17 protein-coding genes are annotated in these 20,435 nt (G+C 69.6%); 4 read left to right on the forward strand and 13 right to left on the reverse strand.

What is annotated here, in order from left to right; all coding sequences use genetic code 11:
* Positions 1 to 18: 18 nt before the first annotated feature.
* The 9 genes from kdsA to edd form a co-directional block, all read right to left on the reverse strand.
* Positions 19 to 888, reverse strand: coding sequence for a 3-deoxy-8-phosphooctulonate synthase (gene kdsA / locus A3AG_RS0118645; RefSeq protein ID WP_018006888.1), 870 nt, complete (start codon positions 886 to 888; stop codon positions 19 to 21).
* A gap of 27 nt (positions 889 to 915) precedes the next feature.
* Entirely contained in the window at positions 916 to 2,568 is a 1,653-nt protein-coding gene (locus A3AG_RS0118650) for a CTP synthase (protein ID WP_018006889.1), read from the reverse strand.
* Between the two features lie 150 nt (positions 2,569 to 2,718).
* Positions 2,719 to 3,525 (reverse strand): alpha/beta fold hydrolase, encoded by an 807-nt coding sequence (locus tag A3AG_RS0118655; protein ID WP_018006890.1) that lies wholly within the window; start codon positions 3,523 to 3,525, stop codon positions 2,719 to 2,721.
* A gap of 13 nt (positions 3,526 to 3,538) precedes the next feature.
* The gene (locus tag A3AG_RS0118660; protein WP_018006891.1) at positions 3,539 to 4,360 is read right to left on the reverse strand and encodes a proteasome-type protease; all 822 of its coding nucleotides are present in this window, start codon (positions 4,358 to 4,360) and stop codon (positions 3,539 to 3,541) included.
* 114 nt (positions 4,361 to 4,474) lie between these two features.
* Entirely contained in the window at positions 4,475 to 5,314 is an 840-nt protein-coding gene (locus A3AG_RS0118665; protein WP_018006892.1) for a transglutaminase family protein, read from the reverse strand.
* 46 nt (positions 5,315 to 5,360) lie between these two features.
* Positions 5,361 to 6,350 carry an alpha-E domain-containing protein gene (locus A3AG_RS0118670; RefSeq protein ID WP_018006893.1) on the reverse strand — a complete coding sequence of 330 codons (990 nt, stop codon included), beginning with the start codon at positions 6,348 to 6,350 and terminating at the stop codon, positions 5,361 to 5,363.
* Positions 6,351 to 6,373: 23 nt separating this feature from the next.
* On the reverse strand, positions 6,374 to 7,849 hold the full coding sequence (locus A3AG_RS0118675; RefSeq protein WP_018006894.1) for a circularly permuted type 2 ATP-grasp protein: 1,476 nt from the start codon (positions 7,847 to 7,849) through the stop codon (positions 6,374 to 6,376).
* A gap of 367 nt (positions 7,850 to 8,216) precedes the next feature.
* Positions 8,217 to 8,723 (reverse strand): gluconokinase, encoded by a 507-nt coding sequence (locus A3AG_RS0118680; protein WP_035849190.1) that lies wholly within the window; start codon positions 8,721 to 8,723, stop codon positions 8,217 to 8,219.
* A 164-nt stretch (positions 8,724 to 8,887) separates the two neighbouring features.
* A complete protein-coding gene (gene edd, locus A3AG_RS0118685) occupies positions 8,888 to 10,780 on the reverse strand; it encodes a phosphogluconate dehydratase (protein ID WP_018006896.1) in 1,893 nt (630 codons plus the stop codon).
* Positions 10,781 to 10,811: 31 nt separating this feature from the next.
* Between edd and A3AG_RS34035 the strand changes: the two genes are divergently transcribed.
* Together A3AG_RS34035 and A3AG_RS31775 are read left to right on the forward strand one after the other, a co-directional pair.
* On the forward strand, positions 10,812 to 11,000 hold the full coding sequence (locus A3AG_RS34035; RefSeq protein WP_145987495.1) for a hypothetical protein: 189 nt from the start codon (positions 10,812 to 10,814) through the stop codon (positions 10,998 to 11,000).
* A 44-nt stretch (positions 11,001 to 11,044) separates the two neighbouring features.
* Positions 11,045 to 12,007, forward strand: a complete 963-nt coding sequence (locus A3AG_RS31775; RefSeq protein WP_018006897.1) for a MurR/RpiR family transcriptional regulator — start codon at positions 11,045 to 11,047, stop codon at positions 12,005 to 12,007.
* A gap of 23 nt (positions 12,008 to 12,030) precedes the next feature.
* On the opposite strand, the gene A3AG_RS0118695 is transcribed toward A3AG_RS31775, so the two are convergent.
* The 4 genes from A3AG_RS0118695 to A3AG_RS0118710 all read right to left on the reverse strand — a co-directional run bounded on the left by A3AG_RS0118695 (position 12,031) and on the right by A3AG_RS0118710 (position 17,392).
* Positions 12,031 to 14,463 (reverse strand): DNA internalization-related competence protein ComEC/Rec2, encoded by a 2,433-nt coding sequence (locus A3AG_RS0118695; RefSeq protein WP_018006898.1) that lies wholly within the window; start codon positions 14,461 to 14,463, stop codon positions 12,031 to 12,033.
* Between the two features lie 71 nt (positions 14,464 to 14,534).
* The gene (locus tag A3AG_RS0118700; RefSeq protein WP_018006899.1) at positions 14,535 to 15,395 is read right to left on the reverse strand and encodes a TatD family hydrolase; all 861 of its coding nucleotides are present in this window, start codon (positions 15,393 to 15,395) and stop codon (positions 14,535 to 14,537) included.
* A gap of 13 nt (positions 15,396 to 15,408) precedes the next feature.
* The gene (gene lolD / locus A3AG_RS0118705) at positions 15,409 to 16,149 is read right to left on the reverse strand and encodes a lipoprotein-releasing ABC transporter ATP-binding protein LolD (protein ID WP_018006900.1); all 741 of its coding nucleotides are present in this window, start codon (positions 16,147 to 16,149) and stop codon (positions 15,409 to 15,411) included.
* A complete protein-coding gene (locus tag A3AG_RS0118710) occupies positions 16,142 to 17,392 on the reverse strand; it encodes a lipoprotein-releasing ABC transporter permease subunit (RefSeq protein ID WP_018006901.1) in 1,251 nt (416 codons plus the stop codon). The genes lolD and A3AG_RS0118710 overlap by 8 nt, the downstream gene beginning before the upstream one ends.
* 148 nt (positions 17,393 to 17,540) lie before the next feature.
* On the opposite strand from A3AG_RS0118710, the gene A3AG_RS0118715 reads away from it, so the two are divergent.
* Entirely contained in the window at positions 17,541 to 18,671 is a 1,131-nt protein-coding gene (locus A3AG_RS0118715; protein WP_018006902.1) for a hypothetical protein, read from the forward strand.
* Between the two features lie 36 nt (positions 18,672 to 18,707).
* A complete protein-coding gene (gene recJ, locus A3AG_RS0118720; RefSeq protein ID WP_018006903.1) occupies positions 18,708 to 20,411 on the forward strand; it encodes a single-stranded-DNA-specific exonuclease RecJ in 1,704 nt (567 codons plus the stop codon).
* Positions 20,412 to 20,435: the final 24 nt, after the last annotated feature.

Genomic DNA, 20,435 nt, shown 5'->3' on the forward strand with positions numbered 1-20,435 from the left:
GCGACAAACGGAGCGGGCTCAGGCGCAGGCCGGCCAGCCGAAGTTGTCTTCCAGGAAGCCGGCGCGCTTGACCAGCGTGTCGAGTTCCTTGAGCACGGACAGCAGTTCCTTCATGCGCGACAGCGGCACCGCGTTGGGGCCGTCGGACATGGCCTTGCTCGGGTCCGGATGCGTCTCCATGAACAGGCCGGCGACGCCGGTGGCGACCGCCGCGCGCGACAGCACCGGCACGAACTCGCGCTGGCCGCCCGAGCTGGTGCCCTGCCCGCCGGGCAGCTGCACCGAGTGGGTGGCGTCGAACACCACCGGGGCGCCGGTCTCGCGCATGATCGCCAGCGAGCGCATGTCCGACACGAGGTTGTTGTAGCCGAACGAGACACCGCGCTCGCAGGCCATGAAGACGTCGTCGGGCAGACCGGCTTCGCGCGCGGCATCGCGCGCCTTGTCGATCACGTTCTTCATGTCGTGCGGCGCCAGGAACTGGCCCTTCTTGATATTCACCGGCTTGCCGCTCTGCGCGCAGGCACGGATGAAATCGGTCTGGCGGCACAGGAACGCCGGCGTCTGCAGCACGTCGACCACGGCGGCGACGGGCTGGATCTCGTCGATCTCGTGGATGTCGGTCAGCACCGGCACGCCGATCTCGCGCTTGACGTGGGCCAGGATCTCCAGGCCCTTCTCCATGCCGAGGCCGCGGAACGACTTGCCCGACGAGCGGTTGGCCTTGTCGAACGACGACTTGTAGATGAACGGGATGCCGAGCTCGGTGGTGATGGCCTTGAGCTCGCCCGCGGTGTCCAGCGCCATCTGCTCCGACTCGATCACGCACGGACCGGCGATCAGGAAGAACGGCTGGTCGAGGCCGGCCTCGAATCCACAGAGTTTCATGACTGTCTCTCCTGCTTGCGCCGGGCCTTACGCGCCCTTGCGCTGCTGGCTGGCCAGCGCGGCTTCGACGTAGGCCTTGAACAGCGGATGGCCGTCGCGCGGGGTCGAGGTGAATTCCGGGTGGAACTGCACGCCGACGAACCACGGGTGCATCGACTCGGGCAGCTCCATCATCTCCGGCAGGTTCTCGGTCGGCGTGCGCGCCGAGATCACCATGCCGGCCTTTTCCAGCGTCGGCACGTAGTGGTTGTTGACCTCGTAGCGATGGCGGTGGCGCTCGTTGACCTCGGCGCCGTAGATGGCGTGGGCCTTGGTGCCTGCCTTGACCGGCACGCGCTGCGCGCCCAGGCGCATGGTGCCGCCCAGGTCGGAATCGGCCGAGCGCTGCTCGACCTTGCCTTCGCGGTCGACCCACTCGGTGATCAGCGCGACCACCGGGTGCTCGGTTTCCAGGTTGAACTCGGTCGAGTTGGCGTCGGCCATGCCGGCCAGGTGGCGCGCGAACTCGATCACGGCCAGCTGCATGCCCAGGCAGATGCCCAGGTAGGGAATCTTGTTCTCGCGCGCATACTGGATTGCGCGGATCTTGCCTTCGGTGCCGCGCTTGCCGAAGCCGCCCGGCACCAGGATCGCGTCCAGCGGCGCCAGCACTTCGAGGTGGCCCGATTCCAGTTCTTCGGAATCGATGTACTCGATGTTGACGCGCGTGGCGGTGTGCATGCCGGCGTGGCGCAGCGCCTCGATCAGCGACTTGTACGACTCGGTCAGGTCGACGTACTTGCCGACCATGCCGATGGTGATTTCGTGCTCGGGATTTTCCTGGGCATTGACCAGCTTCTGCCACATCGACAGGTCGGCCGGCTTCGGGTCCAGGCGCAGTTCCTCGCAGATCAGGCGGTCCAGGCCCTGCTCGTTGAGCATCTGCGGGATCTTGTAGATGCTGTCGGCGTCCCACACCGAGATCACGGCGTCCTGCGGGATATTGGCGAACAGCGAGATCTTGGCGCGCTCGTCGTCCGGGATCGGGCGGTCGGCGCGGCACAGCAGCGCGGTCGGCGAGATGCCGATTTCGCGCAGCTTCTGCACCGAGTGCTGGGTCGGCTTGGTCTTCAGCTCGCCGGCGCTGGCAATGAACGGCACCAGCGTCAGGTGCACGAAGGCGCAGTGGTTGCGGCCCATGCGCAGGCTCATCTGGCGCGCGGCTTCCAGGAACGGCAGCGACTCGATGTCACCCACGGTGCCGCCGATTTCCACCAGCGCCACGTCGGCCTTGCCGTCGTGCGACGCGGCCGCGCCCTTCTCGACGAAGGCCTGGATCTCGTTGGTGATATGCGGGATCACCTGCACGGTCTTGCCCAGGTATTCGCCGCGGCGCTCCTTGCGGATCACCGATTCGTAGATCTGGCCGGTGGTGAAGTTGTTCGACTTGCGCATCTTGGCCGAGACGAAGCGCTCGTAGTGGCCGAGATCGAGGTCGGTTTCCGCACCGTCTTCCGTGACAAACACCTCACCATGCTGGAAAGGGCTCATCGTGCCGGGATCGACGTTGATGTAGGGATCGAGCTTGAGGAGGGTGACTTTGAGGCCGCGCGACTCAAGAATGGCCGCGAGCGAGGCAGCAGCGATGCCCTTGCCGAGAGAAGAGACGACGCCACCGGTGACGAAGACGAATTTGGTCATAAACCGAGCTTGCCGGGGAAATCGGGATTATACATGAGAGCCCGTTCCCCGCCGACCCGGAAATTGTGACAGCAGCCCGCCTCCGAGGTGCCGATCGCCATGGTGCGGCCGCAATCCCGCTACGCTGCGGCGCATGCGCCGCACGCCGGCTCAGCGCCCCTGCTGGCGCATCGCGCCGATCAGTTCGCGCACCAGTTGGGCGGTCTGCTGGGGCCGCTCCATCGGGTACAGGTGGCCGCCCTCGATAAAGCGCAGGTTGGGCCCGACCAGGCGCCGCGTCGCCCCCAGCCCGCACTGGCGCACCTCGCGCGAGCGCGTGCCGGCGACAAAACCGACCGGCACCGGCGCGCCGCGCGCAACCTTGCGCCCGAGGCTGGTCGGCAATGTGCGGTAGATCCAGTATTCGACCTCCCGGTCGAAGCGCAGCCGGCGCTCGTTGTCCTTGCCGGTGGGTTCGGTGCCGTGGATGGCGTAGTCACGCAGCACGTCGTGATCCCATACCGCGAAGTTGGGCTTGGCGCGGAAGTGTTGCCAGACCGCCTCGGCGTCGGGCCAGTGCGTGCGCCGGTTCTTGGTCACCGCCGCCGGGCCCGGCTTTTCATCGATGCCCAGCATCTGGGCGGTCTTCAGCAAGGACGCGCGCCAGCCGGCGATGATCGGCGAGTCCAGCATAACCACGCCGCGCACCCGGTCCGGGCGGCGCAGCGCCGCCATCAGCGACAGGAATCCGCCCAGCGAATGGCCCACCAGCCACACCGGCTCGCGGTACTGGCGGTCGATGTCGCCGAGCAGCTCTTCCACCAGGTGCGGCCAGCCGCGTGTCACCGGGAATTCCGGCTTGTGGCCGTAACGGTCCACGGCGCGGAACTCGAACTCGCCGTCGAGTTCGCCGAACAGCTTGCGGTAGGTCGTCACCGGGAAGCCATTGGCGTGTGAAAAATGGATGATCTCGCGCATGACCTGCCGTCCCTCAGTCGGGCTTGCGCGGATGCACGCGCCTGGCCCGCACGGGCTGGGCCCAGCGGTCGGCCTCGCCCGAGCGCGCCAGCGAGAATTCCGCGGGCGCGGCCGGGTCCCATTCGGGGTTATGGATCTCGCCGAATACCTGGCGCAGGCGATGGCCCCAGGTGTCGCGGATCATGCGGAAATAGGCGTTGCGCTCGTCGATATTGACGAAGTGGTTCACCTGCAGCGAATCGGCTTCATAGACCAGCAGGTCCAGCGGCAGGCCCACCGAGATATTCGACTTCAGCGTCGAATCCATCGAGATCAGCGCGCACTTGGCGCCTTCGGCCAGCGGCAGCGACGGGTGCACGACGCGGTCGACGATGGGCTTGCCGTACTTGGCCTCGCCGATCTGGAAGTAGCAGTTCTCGGGCGTGGCCTCGACGAAGTTGCCGGCCGCGTAGACATTGAACAGCCGCGCCCGTTCGCCGCGCACCTGGCCGCCGAAGATCAGGCTGACATTGAACTCGATGCCGGCATCGCGCAGCGCGTGCGCGTCGCGCCGGTGCACCTGGCGCACCGCCTCGCCGACGATCGAGGCGGCCTCGAACATGTCGCGCGCGGTCCACAGCGAGCGCTTCTCGTCATGATCCTCGATCAGGATCTGGCGCACCGACTGGCTGATCGCCAGGTTGCCGGCGGTCATCAGCACCATCACCCGGTCGCCGGGCTCCTCGAACACGGTCATCTTGCGCGCGGTCGAGATGGCGTCTACCCCGGCATTGGTGCGGGAGTCGGACAGGAATACCAGGCCGGCATCGAGCCGCATGGCTACACAATACGTCATGGTTTGTCTTGGTGTTCTTGGTGGCGGCCGGCCCGTGCCGGCAGTGGCCTGCATCTCTCCGGATTCTAGCGCCCGTGCACCGGCACGGCGCCGCGTCTGGAAGCAAGCACCTAATCAGTTCGAAAGTGGCGTGATGGTTACATTGACTTCCAGCGTTTCGCCGGCGCCGCCTTCCAGGATGCCCCGCACTGGTGCCGCCGACGCGTAATCGCGCCCCACCGCCAGCCGGATATGGCGCTCGTCGGTCAGGCAGCCATGCGTGATGTCGATGCTGCACCAGATTTCGCCGGCCGTGTCCAGGCACACGTCGGCCCAGGCGTGGCTGGCCAGTTCGGTGGCAGCCGGGTCGTAGAAATACCCGCTGACATAGCGCGCTGGGATGCCCAGCGCCCGGCACGCCGCCACCATCACCTGCGCCTGGTCCTGGCACACCCCGCTACCCAGGGCGAAGGCCTCGGCGGCCGAGGTGCCGACATCGGTGGTATTGGGCTTGTAGCGCACGCGCTCGCCGATGCCGCGCGCCAGCGCCAGCAGCGCATCGATGTCGTGCCCGGCCGCCAGGAACGGCGCGGCAAACGCCCGCATCGGCTGCGGCGCCGTGGTCAGCGGCGTGCTGCCGAGGAAATACAGCGGCGACACCCGCGCCTCGCCGTCCGGCGGCGCATCGCAGAATGCATGGTGCCCGTCGCGGTCGAGCTCGCCATGCGGCGGCAGCACTTCGACCTCCCCGCTGGCCTCGATGGCGATGGTGCTGGCGGGCCCGGCCACCGTGAAGTTGTGGACGATGTTGCCGAAGCCGTCGCGCGCCGCCGACGGGTGGCCCGGCGTCGACAGCTGCCAGTGGTCAACGGTCTGCAGCGGACCCGAGCGCGGCTGCAGCCGCACTTCGTGCACGCTGCGCCGCACCGGTTCGGTGTAGTGGTAGACGGTATGGTGGTGGATCTTGTATTTCACGGTATCAGGGCGCGGCGGCGGCCCGGGGGCTAGCCGGCGGCCCGGCTCAGGCCGCCTGCAGCGGCACCAGGAAGTCCCGGCTGATGCCGTTGCCGAGGTCGCCGATGCGCTCGAGAAAGCTGGTCAGGTACGCATGCAGGCCGACGGCAAAGATATCGTCGATGCGCGCGTACTTCAGGTCGGCGTGGAGTTTACCAGCCTGCCGCTCGGTTTCCGCCGAATGCTGGTTGCGCACCGTATGCAGGATCGCCACCACCTCGTCCATGCTCGACACCAGCGAACGCGGCATGTCCGGCCGCAGGATCAGCAGCTCGGCCACGCGCTGCGGCGTGATGACCGCGCGGTAGACCTTGCGATAGACCTCGAAGCCCGATACCGAGCGCAGGATCGCCGCCCAGTGGTAGAAATCGTTGTGCCCCCCCTGGTCAAGGTTGAGCTCGGCCTGCTCGCCATTCCCGCCCGCCCCCATCTCCGCACCGGACGACGCCTGGAACTTGACGTCGAGGATGCGCGCGGTATTGTCGGCGCGCTCCAGGAAGGTGCCCAGCCGCATGAAATGGAAGGCATCGTCCTTGAGCATGGTGCCGAACTGCACCCCGCGCGCCAGGTGCGAGCGGAACTTGACCCATTCGAAGAAGCGCGCCGGGTCTTCCTTCAGCACGCCGTCGGCAATCAGGCGCTGCACCTCCAGCCAGGTGGTATTGACGGTCTCCCAGACCTCGGTGGTCAGCGAGCCGCGCACCGCGCGCGCGTTTTCGCGCGCCGCGCGCAGGCAGCTCATGATCGACGAGACATTGGTCATGTCGCGCACCATGAAGTCGATCACGTCGTCGCGCGACAGCAGGCCGTACTTGTGGTCAAAGACCTTGGTCAGTTCCGAGATGTCCAGCATGGCCCACCAGCCCTGCTCGGCCACTTCGGCCGATTGCGGCAGCAGCGAGGTCTGGTAGTTGACGTCGAGCATGCGCGCGGTGTTCTCCGCGCGCTCGGTGTAGCGGGCCATCCAGAACAGGTGGTCGGCGGTGCGGCTCAGCATGTGGGCTCTCCCGAATCGGCGTTTTATCGTTCCAGCACCCAGGTGTCCTTGGTGCCCCCGCCCTGCGAGGAATTCACCACCAGCGAACCCTCGCGCAGCGCCACCCGGGTCAGCCCGCCTGGCACCATCCGCACCTCCTTGCCCGACAGCACGAACGGGCGCAGGTCGATATGGCGCGGCGCGATGCCGGCCTCGACATAGGTCGGGCAGGTCGACAGCGCCAGCGTGGGCTGCGCGATGTACTGCTCGGGCCTGGAGCGGACCACCTCGCGAAAGGCATCGATCTCGGCGCGCGTTGCCGCCGGCCCGACCAGCATGCCGTAGCCGCCGGCACCGTGGGTTTCCTTGACCACCAGTTCGGCCATATGGTCCAGCACGTACTGCAGGTCATCGGCGCGCCGGCACATATAGGTCGGCACATTGCTGAGGATCGCCTCTTCGCCCAGGTAAAAGCGGATCATGTCAGGCACGTAGGGGTAGATCGACTTGTCGTCGGCGACGCCGGTGCCGATCGCATTGCAGATGGTCACGTTGCCGGCGCGGTAGACCGACAGCAGCCCGGCGGCGCCGAGCGCGGAATCGGGGCGGAACGCGAGCGGGTCGAGGAAGTCGTCGTCGACGCGCCGGTAGATCACGTCGATGCGCTGCGGGCCTTGCGTGGTGCGCATGAACAGGTGGTTGTCCTCGACGAAGAGGTCGCTGCCCTCGACCAGCTCCACCCCCATCTGCTGCGCCAGGAAGGCATGCTCGAAGTACGCCGAGTTGTACATGCCCGGCGTCAGCACCACCACGGTGGGATCGGCGATGGCCTGCGGCGAGACCCCGCGCAGCATGTCGAGCAGCAGGTCGGGATAGTGCGCCACCGGCGCCACGCGGTTGCGCGCGAACAGGTCCGGGAACAGGCGCATCATCATCTTGCGGTTCTCGAGCATGTACGACACGCCCGACGGCACGCGCAGGTTGTCTTCCAGCACGTAGAACTCGCCCTCGCCGGCACGCACCACGTCGATGCCGGCGACATGGGCATAGATGTCGTGCGGCACGCTGACACCGAGCATCTCGGGCCGGTACTGGGCGTTGTTGTAGATCTGGTCGGGCGGGATCACGCCGGCGCGGATGATGTCCTGGCCGTGGTAGATGTCATGGACGAAGCGGTTCAGCGCGGCCACGCGCTGGCGCAGGCCTCGTTCCAGCAGCGCCCATTCGCTCGCCGGGAAAATGCGCGGCACCACGTCGAACGGAATGGTGCGCTCGGTGCCGCTGTTGGCTTCGTCCTTGTCGCCATAGACGGCAAAGGTGATGCCCACGCGCCGGAACACCAGGTCGGCCTCGGCGCGCTTGTTGGCCATGGTGCTTTCGGTCTGGCGCGCCAGCCATTCGGCGAAATGCCGGTAATGCGGGCGCACCGCGCCCTCAGGCAAGGCCTGTCCCGCGTGGATCAGCGCCGGCGCTTTGTCCTCGCGCCAGTCCAGCATCTCGTCGAAGTACCGCGCCGCCATGATGGCCGCTCCTCCATGTCGCGGGCTCCGGCGCTGCAGCGCGCGTTCGCGCCGCTGCCGGCCGCCCTGGTTGCCCTGGCTGTCTTGCCCTGCCACGCGGCGCGCCGGTTGGCACAAGCCGCGTGATGCCGTCGAGTCACTGGCCCTTCCAGCATACCCGTGCCGGCGAAAGCCGCAAGGTGGGCCGGCGCGCGCCCAGTGCCACCGCACCCGCGCCGCCCCGGCACCAAAGCCAAGCTAGCAAGATGCCTGCCAGCGCACGCAAAAACGGCCGCCGGCGAGGCCGGCGGCCGTGTTGCGATCCATGGAAAAAAAACCGGAAGCCCGCCCGCAGACCATGCCCCTCCGTGGCCACGGTGGCGGCAGGCTAGCGCGCCGCGCCGGCGCCCTGCCGCGCGGTGGCCTGCAGGATGGTCTCGACCAGCGCCTCGGGTGGCTGGCGGATGTCGAGCGCCAGCGCGTCGCCCGGTTCTTCCAGCGTATCGAACTGGCTTTGCAGCAGCTCGGGGTTGAAGAAATGCTCGGTGCGCGCGGACAGCCGCTGGCCGATCAGCGCGGCATCCCCCTTCATGAACACGAAAGTCACGCCGCCATCCGGCGGCGTCAGCCGGTCGCGGTAGGCCTGGCGCAGTGCCGAGCAGGTGAACACATGGGTGCGGCCCTCGGCCCGGGCGCTGTCGATGGCCGCGCGCATCGCGGCCAGCCACGGCCAGCGGTCTGCGTCGGTCAGCGGGATGCCGGCGTGCATCTTGGCCTTGCTGGCGTCGCTATGGAAGTCGTCGGCGTCATGGAAGCCGCAGCCCAGCCGCTGCGCCAGCAACTGGCCGACCGTGGTCTTGCCGCTGCCGGAAACGCCCATCAGGATATAGATCATGTCTGCTCCGTCGGTCTTGGTATCGGATGGTGTGGCCATCCTTGTCGGTTGCCTGCCTGTCCTGGTCGGTCCGGCCGAACGCGGTTGCGGCCGCCTCCAAGGACGTCGCGGGGCGCTGTGGTCCCCGCGCGAAACTTCGCGATGAAAATCGGCCTCCGGCCCGGTTATTGTGCGACGGATCGCACCGGGGCGGTATGGCCATCGGCGCCGGTGGCTGCGGCATCCAGCTCGGACAGGTCGAGTGCGCTGCCGCCCTCTTCCGCGATCCGTGCGTGGCGCCGGAACAGGCCGAACAGGCCGCGCCCCAGGCTGAACTGCGCGAACGGGTCGGCCGGCGCGCGCGCCGGCACGCGTGCCGCGAATTCGACTTCGTCGCCGAGCCATTGCAGCGTGCCGGCGACGGCGTCGACACGGATGCGGTCGCCGTCGCGCACGCGCGCCAGCGCGCCGCCGGCGAGCGCCTCGGGGCCGACGTGGATCACCGCCGGCACCTTGCCCGAGGCGCCGGACATGCGCCCGTCGGTCACCAGCGCCACCTTGTGGCCGGCGTCCTGCAGCGCGCCCAGCACCGGGGTCAGCCGGTGCAGTTCCGGCATGCCGTTGGCATTGGGTCCCTGGAAGCGCACCACCGCGACCAGGTCGCCGCCCAGCTCGCCGGCATCGAATGCTGCCTGCAGCGCCTCCTGCGAATCGAACACCCGCACCGGGGCTTCGACCACGCGGTGCTCGGGCGCGACCGCCGAGACCTTGATCACGCCGCGGCCCAGGTTGCCCTGCATCAGCCGCAGGCCGCCCTCGGCGGAGAACGGCGCGGCGGCCGTCGCCAGCACCTGCGGGTCGCCGCTGTGCGCGGCGCCGTCGCGCCAGCGCAGCACGCCGTCCGTCATCACCGGTTCCTGCGCGTAACGGGCCAGGCCCGGGCCGGCCACGGTCTGCACGTCCTCGTGCAGCAGGCCGGCCTGCAGCAACTCGCGGATCACGAAGCCGGCGCCACCGGCGGCATGGAAGTGGTTCACATCGGCCGAGCCATTGGGATAGACGCGCGCCAGCAGCGGCGTGATGCGCGACAGCAGGTCGAAGTCATTCCAGTCGATGACGATGCCGGCGGCGCGCGCCATCGCCACCAGGTGGATGGTATGGTTGGTCGAGCCGCCGGTGGCCAGCAGGCCGACCATGGCATTGGCGATGGCGTGCTCGTCGACGATGCGCGCCAGCGGCAGATAGCTGTCGCCGCGCGCGCGCAGCGCGAGCGCGCGCTGCGCCGCCGCGGCCGTCAGCGCATCGCGCAGGCCGCTGTCGGGATGGACGAAGGCCGCGCCCGGCAGGTGCAGGCCCATGATCTCCATCAGGAACTGGTTGCTGTTGGCGGTGCCGTAGAAGGTGCAGGTGCCGGCGCCGTGATAGGCCTGGCATTCGGCCTCCAGCAGCGCATCGCGGCCGACCTGGCCGGTCGCGTAGAGCTGGCGCACGCGCGCCTTTTCCTTGTTGGGCAGCCCGCTGGCCATCGGGCCCGCGGGGACGAACACCATCGGCAGGTGGCCAAACTGCAGCGCGCCCATCAGCAGCCCCGGCACGATCTTGTCGCACACACCCAGCATCAGCGCCGCATCGAAGGTGTTGTGCGACAGTGCCACCGCGGTGCCCATGGCAATCGCATCGCGCGAGAACAGCGACAGCTCCATGCCGGCGTTGCCCTGCGTGATGCCGTCGCACATCGCCGGCACGCCGCCCGCCACCTGCGCCACCGCGCCGACCGCGCGCGCGGCCTCGCGGATCACGGCGGGATAGCGTTCATAGGGCTGGTGCGCCGACAGCATGTCGTTGTACGCGGTGACGATGCCCAGGTTGGGCGCATGCTCGACGCGCAGCTTCAGCTTGTCGCTGGCCGGCAGCGCGGCAAAGCCGTGCGCCAGGTTGGCGCAGGACATGCCGCGCAGCGGCCCCAGTTCCGCCTGCGCGCGCTCGCAGCGGGCAAGGTAGGCGGCACGGCTGGCGCGGCTGCGCGCAACGATGCGGTCGGTAACGGCCTGAAGCTCGGCATGGACGGCGGAAGGCATGGGGTGACGGTCCTTATGGGCGGAAAGAGGCATGGCCAAGCGGCGCGCTGCGGCGCCGCCGCCTGTAGATTTTCTACAGATCGGGCGCCATTATACCCAGCCCCCGCCGCCGGTCGTCATGATCTTGCGGAAAAATCGCGCAGAAAATGCCGGGATCAGGGCAAACCCCAAGCGCAAGCTCTGCCGCAATTCCGACAAGATGCGGCGCCAATCGTTGTAGAATCTCTACATATCCTTTCCACGCCGACACCGCCGCCAGCCGCCATGCGCGACCGCATCCTTGCCGTCTACGACACCCTTCGTCCTTCTGAACGCCGCCTGGCCGACTATGTCGCGCGCCATGGCGCCGCCGTAATCCGGCTGTCGATGCCGGAACTGGCCGAGCGCGCCGGCGTGTCGCAACCCACCATCGCGCGCTTCTGCGCGGCGCTGGGCTACGACGGCTTCCGCGAATTCAAGCTGCAGTTCGCGCAGAACGTCGGCGGCGGCACACCCTTCGTGCACCAGGATGTCGCCGCCGACGACCGCCCGGCGGACATCGCCGGCAAGGTGTTCGACCGCACCATCGCCACGCTGATGAGCGTGCGCAACGCGCTGTCGGCCGACCAGATCGAGCATGGCATCCAGCTGCTCGCCGGCGCGCGCCGCATCGAGTTCTACGGCTGCGGCAACTCCGGCATCGTCGCGCTCGACCTGCAGCACAAGTTCTTCCGCCTGGGCATGCCCACCGTCGCCTATGCCGATCCGCACGTGTTCAGCATGTCGGCGGCGCTGCTGGCCCCCGGCGACGTGGCCGTGCTGGTCTCCAACAGCGGGCGCACCTGGGACATGCTGACCGCCGCCACGCTGGCGCGCAGCAGCGGCGCCAGCGTGCTGGCGCTGACGCATAGCGGCTCGCCGCTGGCCCGGCTGGCCGATGTCTGCGTGTTTTCCGACGTCGAGGAAGACAGCGAGGTCTACACGCCGATGACCTCGCGCATCAGCCACCTGGTGCTGGGCGACGTACTCGCCGCCGGGGTCGCGCTGGCGCGCGCGGACACCGTCGCGCCGCGCCTGCAGCGCGCCAAGGCGCATCTGCGCGAGCGCCGCATTGCCGGTGCCGAGCCCGCGCCGTCACGTAGCCGCGGCCGCACTGCGGCGGCCGAGCCGGCCACGCCGGCCACGCCGTCTACCTCCGCCAGGCCTGCACCGCCCGCCGCACGCCCCAGCCGCCGCAAGGCCGGCTGACCGCTCCGCGACGCCCGCGCGCCCTAGCGCGGCGCCGGCGGCCGTTCCCGCCAGTAGCGCGGCTCCGCCTGCCGGAACATCGACAGCGTGTAACCCGCGCGCGCCGTGTCAAGGGTTACTGCGCCGGTTTCATCGGTGCGATAGCGCAGGATGCCCGAGCGACCAAAGCGCTCCCACACTTCGGCGTTCGGATGGCGATAGCGGTTGCCATAGCCCAGCTGGAACACCGCGGCCGCGGGCCCGACCGCCTCGATCCAGTCCGCGCCGGACGACGTGGCGCTGCCGTGATGCGCCACCACCAGCACGTCGGCGCGCAAGGCTTCAGCCGGCAGGCGCGCGATCAACGCCCGTTCCTGCGCCAGGCCGATATCGCCGGTCAGCAGCAGGCTGTGCGCGGCCGTCTCCACGCGCAGCACGCAGCTGCGCGCATTGCTGGCGATGTCGGCGTGCTGCGAGTGTTCAGGCAGCGGATGCAGCACGGCAAAACGCACGCCATCCCACTGCCATTGCTGTCCCGCTGCGCATGGGCTCCACTGGGCCGGGCCGGATCCATGACGAAACGCCTCCAGCAGCGGGTGGCTGGCTGGCGCACCGGTGCTGCGCGCCACCACGTCGACCGTCCCCGCAATGTCCGCCACGCCACCGGCATGATCGATGTCTTCATGGCTGACCATCAGGTGGTCGAGCCGCGTCACCCCCTCGGCGCGCATTAGCGGCACCACCACCTGCGCGCCCGCGCTGGACCCCGAGGCATAGCCCGGCCCGGTGTCGTACAGCAGCGCATGCGAGCGCGTGCGCACCAGCACCGCCGTGCCCTGCCCGACATCGAACATCACCGCGCGGAACTGGCCGTCGGCAACCGGCGGGCCGCGCGCCACCAGCATCGGCAGCATCACCAGGCCGCCATGCCGGCGCAGGCGCGCCGAGGCCACGGGCGCCACCAGTACGGCCACGCCAAGCGCAGCCAGCAGCAGCGCTACCGGCCCGGCGCTGGCGGCCTCCCACATCGCCCAGGGCAGCATGGAGAACCATGCCAGCACGGCGGCCAGCCCCACCATCGCAAGGTGGGCGACTGCCATCACCGGCGCGGCCAGCCACAGCGGCAGCGCGGCGCCCAGCAGCGCCAGCGGCGTGATCAGCAGGCTGACCACCGGGATGGCCACCGCGTTGGCAAACGGCGACACCACCGAGACCTGGCCGAACAGCAGCAGCGTCAGCGGCACCAGCCCGACGGTCACGGCCCACTGGGTGCGCGCGCCCGCGGCAAGCGTGGCCCGCAGCCGTTGCCAGTGCCCCGCGATCGCGGCGTCGCGTCCCGGCCGCGACGCGAAGAAGATCACCGCGACGGCACCGAAGGACAGCCAGAAACCGGGCAGCATGACCGCCCACGGATCCAGCAGCAACGCCATCAGCGCCGCCCACGCCAGCACCACCGACGCCGGCGGCGCGCGTGCGCCCCACACCGCAACCGCCGCGACGCAGAGCATGGCCACGGTGCGCAGCGCCGGGATCTGCATGCCGGCCAGCATGCCGTAGCCCAGCGCGGTGGCCACCGCCACCCCCAGCGCGGCTTGCCGGGCGGGAAGCCACAATGGCAAGGGGCGGCGCAGGTAGCGGCCAACGCCGAACGAATGGCGCCACAGCAGTCCGGCAAGCGACGCCGCCATGCCGGCCACCATGGTGATATGCAGTCCCGAAATGGCCACCAGGTGGCTCACGCCGGTACGCCGGAACAGTTGCCAGTCTTCCGCCTCGATGCCGCGCTGGTCGCCGATCACCAGCGCGACCAGCACCGCCCCATAGCGCGCCCCCGCCGGCAGCGCGGCGCGCAGGTGGTCGCGCACGGCGGCACGCCAGGCTTCGATGCGCCAGGCCACCCGCTCCGAGGTGGCATCCTGCGGCGGACCCAGGGCGCGGCGCACGTAGCCGGTGGCGCCATAGCCTTGCGCCAGCAGCCAGTAGGCGTAGTCGAAGCCGAACGGATTGGCAAGCCCGCGCGGGCGCCGCAGGCGCAGCGTCAGCGTGAAGCGTTGTCCCGGGCTCAACTCGAGCGGCGCGTCACGCCAGCTGAGGATGACCCGGCCAGGCAGCGGCTGGTGCGGCCCCGCGGCCTGCTCGACGGTGAACGCGAAGCGTGTGCCGGCGGGGGATTGCGTGGGCAGCCCCGCGACCACCCCGCGCACGTCGAGGTCGCGCGCTTCCAGCGCCACGGGCAGCCATTCACGCAGGCGCAGCTCGGCGCGCCAGGCAGCCCAGCAGTACGCCATGGCAAAGGCCAGCGCCGCCAGCGCCAGGCCGTGCAGCATGGCAGGCAGGCGCCTGCCCCACAAGGCCATGCCGATGGCGCACAAGGCCAGCAGCGCTGCGCCCAGGCGCAGGCCGTGCGGCTGCGGCAGCGTCGACTGCTGCTGCAGGCTCCAGCACCCGGCCACGAATGCCACCACGAAGCAACGCACGGCACCTCCTCCGATGATCTTGCATGAACGGAGTTGTACCCGCGCGCAGGCGCGGCAAGCTTGTCAGCCTGTCAGGAAGATGTGGAAGTTGTGTGACCGCCAGAAAGCGGAGGCGCCATGGTGTCGGCGAACGCCGCCAGTCGCGGCAGCGCCGCCACGGCGTTGCGCCAGGTTGCCTGCGCCAGCGTCGTGGCGTCGATGCCGCGCAGTTCCGCCATCACGCGTGCCACGCCGGCGACCTCGGCGGGTGTGTTGCGCGCCTTGTGCTGTTCGCCGAACTGGTCGTCCGACAGCCATGCCGGCGCGATGTCTGGCGCATCGGTTTCCAGCACCAGCGCGTCCAGCGGCAGCTCGGTCGCCAGCCGGCGGATCTGGCGCGCGCGGCTGAAGGTGACGTTGCCGCCGAAGCCCAGCTTCAGGCCCTGCTCGACGAAGCGCCGCGCCTGTTCGTGGCTGCCGTTGAAGGCGTGGGCGATGCCGCGCTTCACGCCGAGCTTGCGCAGCTGCGCGCCGACCTGGTCCTGCGACTTGCGCACGTGCAGCAGCACCGGCAGGTCGAACTCGCGCGCGAGCTTCAGCTGTTCGACGTAGAGCCAGGTCTGGTGGTCCGGGTCCAGTCCCGCGACGAAGAAGTCGAGCCCGATCTCGCCGATGCCGACGAAGCGCGGGTCGCCCATGCTGGCGGCGACCTGGCGCCGCAGCGTGTCGAGCTCGGGCTGGCCCGCGCCGGGCGAGCACAGCGGGTGGATGCCCAGCGCGTAGACGCAGCGCGCATCGCGATGCGCCAGCGCGCGCACGGTATCGAAGTTCCACGCGGCCACCGCCGGCACCACGATGCCGCGCACGCCAGCGGCCTCGGCCGCGTCGGTGACCTGCTCGCGGTCCGCGTCGAACTCGCCGGCGTCGAGATGGCAATGAGTGTCGATCCACATGGCCGCGGCCGCCTCAGCGTTCCTGGTGCAGGTGACCGTCGCGCAGCCGCAGCACGCGGTCGCAGCGGCCGGCCAGGTCGAGGTCGTGGGTGACGATGACAAAGCTGGTGCCGAGCGTGCGCGACAGTTCCAGCATCAGGTCATAGACGCCGCCGGCGGTGTGGTCGTCGAGATTGCCGGTGGGCTCGTCGGCCAGCACGCAGGCCGGCTGGCCCACCAGCGCGCGCGCAATGGCGACGCGCTGGCGCTCGCCGCCGGACAGCTCGCCCGGCCGATGCCGCGAGCGCCCGCCCAGCCCGACACGCTCCAGCATCGCCTGCGCGGTCTCGCGCGCGGCGGGCTGGGTCAGGCCGCGGATGCGCAGCGGCATCGCCACGTTGTCGAGCGCGGTGAATTCCGGCAGCAGGTGATGGAACTGGTAGACAAAGCCCAGCGAGCGGTTGCGCACCACATTGCGCTCGCGCTCGCGCAGCGCCGTGAAAGGCTTGCCGAGCAGCGCGACGCGGCCGGAATCGGGCTCGTCGAGCCCGCCCAGCACATGCAGCAGCGTGCTCTTGCCCGAACCGGAGGCACCGACGATGGCCACCTTCTCGCCGGCGTTGACGCGCACGTCGACGCCGCGCAGCACCTCGACGTCGAGCTCGCCCTGGCGGAAGCGCTTGGTCAGGCCCTCGGCCACCAGCACCGGCGCGCCGGTGCGCGGCTGGCCCGGGGCAGGCGTGGAAGTAGCGGCTTGCAGCACGGCTTCACTCATAGCGCAGCGCCTCCGCCGGGTTGACGCGGGCGGCGCGCCAGCTGGGATAGAGCGTGGCCAGCGTGGCCAGCACGAAAGAGATGATGCCGATGGTGGCGATGTCGTTCACGCGGGGATCGGAAGGGAGTTGGCTGATGAAATAGATGTCGCGCGGCAGGAACTGCACGTGCAGCAGCCGCTCGATGAAGGGCACGATCACGTCGATATTGGTGGCGATCAGCGTGCCGCCGGCCACGCCCAGCAGCGTGCCGATAAAGCCGATGGCCACGCCCTGCACGATGAAGATCTTCATGATCGAGCCCGGCTGCGCGCCCATGGTGCGCAGGATGGCGATATCGGCCTGCTTGTCGGTGACGGTCATCACCAGCGTCGACACCAGGTTGAACGCGGCCACCGCGATGATCAGCGTCAGGATGATGAACATCATCCGCTTCTCGGTCTGCACCGCGGCAAACCAGTTGCGGTTTTGCTTCGACCAGTCGCGCAGGTACAGCTCGCCCGACATGGTTCCGGCCAGTTCCTGCGCCACCAGCGGCGCGCGCTGCATGTCCTGCAGCTTCAGCCGTACGCCGGTGGGGCCGCTCAGGCGGAACAGAGTCTCGGCGTCTTGCAGGTTGACCAGCGCCAGCGCGCTGTCGAACTCGAAGTGGCCGGACGAAAACACGCCCACCACGGTGAACTGCTTGAGCCGGGGCAGCACGCCCGCCGGCGTGATGGTGCCCTGCGGCGCCAGCAGCGTGACCTTGTCGCCGACTTGCACGCCCATGGCATTGGCCAGCTCGTTGCCCAGCGCGATGCCGAAGCTGCCCGGCACCAGCGCCGCCATGTTGCCGGCGCGGAACTGGCTGCCGATCTCCGACACCTTGGGCTCCTGCGACGGCTCCACGCCGCGCAGCAGCACGCCGCGCACGGCATCGTCGCGGGTCAGCATGGCCTGCGCCGCCACGTAGGGCGCGGCACCGACCACTTCCTTGTTCTGCAGCGCCTCGGCCGCGGTCTTCTGCCAGTCGGGCAGCGCCGACGGGCCGATCACCTCGATATGCGCCAGCACCGACAGCATGCGGTCGCGCACTTCCTTCTGGAACCCGTTCATCACCGACAGCACCACGATCAGCGCGGCCACGCCGAGCGCGATGCCCAGCATCGAGATCATCGAGATAAACGAAATGAAGGTGTTGCGGCTGGCGCGCTTGCTTGCGCGGGTGTATCGCCAGCCGATCTGCCACTCGTAGGGAAATTTCAAGAGGATTCCTGTTGGTTCGGGAAAGCGCCAGTGCCCGTCGGGGCGCCGCCGGCGGCACGCAGGGCACACTGGCGGGCGGCGCCGCGCTCACGTCGCGGCCGGGTCCGGGACTGGCGCGAGCCAGCCGGGAGTTTACAATCTCGCCACCATGATGACGCACCTGACCCTGATTGTGCCCTTTTCCGTCCCGCCCGGCGCCGGCGACGACGGCCGCGACGACGTCGTTCCCGGCGCGCTGCTGCGGCAATTGGAGCTGCCGGCGCTCGGAAAGTTGCTGACCCGGGCCGCGCCCGGCCCGCGCGAGCGGCACGACGACCCTTTCCTGCGCAGCCTGCCGCAGGAACGCTGGCTGGCCGGCAAGGCCGGACTGGACACGGTGCGGGTGCCGCTGGCGCCCTATATGCGGCTGGCCGACAGCGTCGGGGCCGCCCCGGACGCACCGACGGGGGTCCAGGCCCCCGCCGACGGCCAGTCCTGGGCGTGCCTGGAGCCGGTGCACATCCATGCCGCGCGCGATCACCTGGTGCTGATGCCGCCGGGCCAGCTCGGCCTGCGGCCGCAGGAAGCCACCGCGCTGCGCGAGGCCATCGACGCACTGCTGCAGGAGTCCGGCATCGCGCTGGAGACGCCCTGCCCGCAGCGCTGGTACCTGCCCGAGGCCGTGTTCGGCCCGCTCGAGGCCACCACCCCGCTGCGCGCGGCGGGCCGCAATATCGACATCTGGATGCAGGCCGGCGCGCGCGCGCGCGACTGGCGCCGGCTACAGAACGAAATCCAGATGACGTGGTTCGACCACCGCGTCAACCAGGCCCGCGAGGCCGCCGGCGAGGTCCCGGTCAATTCGGTCTGGCTGTACGGCGGCGGCGCGCTGCAGCCGGTGCCGCGGCTGGCCGATACGGTGCTGAGCGGCGACCCGTTCCTGAGCGGCCTGGCGCTGGCCGGCGGCAGCCGCGTGCTGCCGGTGCCGGCAGGCCTGGTCGGCGCGGCCGCGCTCGAAGGCTCGGTACTCGCGATGCTCGACAGCGCCACCGAGGCGCATATCGCCGAGGACTGGGGCCTGTGGCTGGACCGCATGCACGCGCTCGATGCCGACTGGTTCGGTCCGGCGCTGGAAGCGCTCGCGGCCGGCCGGATCGGCGCCGTCACGCTGGTGCTTGGCGGCGAGAACCACTTCGCCGAGTTCACCGTGCGGCGCGCCGACCTGCGCAAATTCTGGCGCGGCATGGGCCAGCGCGGCGACTGGCGCGCGCTGCTGTCCGACCTCGCCTTTGCCGCCTGAAGCCATCGCTCCCGACATTCCACTGCCGCCCCGCCCATGACCCGGATCGCCATCCGCCAATATTCTCCCGAACACGCCAGCGCGCTGGCCGCCACCGGCCTGCACCCGACGCTGGCGCGCATCCTGGCCGCGCGCGGCGTGGCCCGCGCCACGGAACTGGCCACCGACCTGCCCGAACTGGTGCCGCCCGCGGCCATGAAGGGCATCGGCCACGCCGCGACCTACCTGGCCGACGCCATCGCCGCCGGCAAGCGCCTGCTGATCGTCGCCGACTATGACTGCGACGGCGCCACCGCGTGCGCGGTGGGCGTGCGCGGGCTGCGCATGCTAGGCGCGCGGGTCGAATACATCGTGCCCAACCGCTTCGAGTACGGCTATGGCCTGACGCCCGAAATCGTGGCGCTGGCGGCGAAGCAGAATCCGGACGTGATCGTCACGGTCGACAACGGCATTGCCAGCGTCGACGGCGTCGCCGCGGCCAATGCGCTGGGCATCGACGTGGTGGTGACCGACCACCACCTGCCGGGCTCGGAGTTGCCGCAGGCCGCGGTGATCGTCAACCCGAACCAGCCGGGCTGCGAATTCCCCAGCAAGAACCTGGCGGGCGTGGGCGTGATGTTCTACGTGCTGCTGGCGCTGCGCGCCGAACTGCGCCGGCGCGGCGTGTACACCCAGCAGAACCAGCCGCCGCTGCAAACGCTGCTGGACCTGGTGGCGCTGGGCACCGTGGCCGACGTGGTCAAGCTCGACACCAACAACCGCATCCTGGTGGCGCAGGGCCTGCGCCGCATGCGCGCCGGCCGCATGCAGCCCGGCGTGGCCGCGCTGTTCCGCGCCGCCGGGCGCGAGTCCGCGCGCGCCAACACCTTCGACCTTGGCTTCGGCCTGGGGCCGCGCCTGAATGCGGCCGGCCGGCTGGCCGACATGTCGCTGGGCATCGAGTGCCTGCTGACCGACGATGCCAACCGCGCCTGGGAAATCGCCCAGGAGCTGGACAGCATGAACCGCGAGCGGCGCGACATCGAGGCCGGCATGCAGCAGGAAGCGCTGCGCATCCTGGAGCAGCCCATGGCCGGGCTGGCCGGCGCGGATGCCTCGCGCTTTACCGTCAGCGTGTTCAACGATACCTGGCACCAGGGCGTGATCGGGATCGTGGCGTCGCGGCTCAAGGACAAGTTCCACCGCCCCACCATCACTTTTGCGCCGGGCGACGACACCACCGTCAAGGGCTCGGGCCGCTCGATCCCGGGCTTCCACCTGCGCGATGCGCTCGACCTGGTGTCCAAGCGCCACCCCGGCATGCTGCTCAAGTTCGGCGGCCACGCCATGGCTGCGGGACTGACCGTGCGCGCCGAACGCTTTGCCGAGTTCCAGGAAGCGTTCGAGGCGGTCGGGCGCGAATGGCTGACCGACGACCAGCTGGCGCGCGTGATCGAGACCGACGGCGATATCGAGGACCAGTGCTTCAGCCCGGAGTTCGTCACCCTGCTGGAACAGCAGGTGTGGGGCCAGGGCTTCCCGGCGCCGACCTTCTGCGGCGAGTTCGACGTGCTGCGCCAGAGCGTGCTCAAGGGCAAGCACCTGAAGCTGCAGCTGGGGCGCGGCAGCCAGCGCTTCGACGCGATCTGGTTTAACCATGCCGACTCGCTCGGCGCCAGCGCGCAAGTGGCCTACCGGCTCGACAACAACACCTTCAACGGCGTCACCCGCGTGCAGCTGGTGATCGAGCACGCGCAGTAGCGTGCCCGGGGGCGCGGTGCGCCC

Source organism: Cupriavidus neocaledonicus (genome assembly GCF_000372525.1).
Lineage (GTDB): Bacteria > Pseudomonadota > Gammaproteobacteria > Burkholderiales > Burkholderiaceae > Cupriavidus > Cupriavidus neocaledonicus.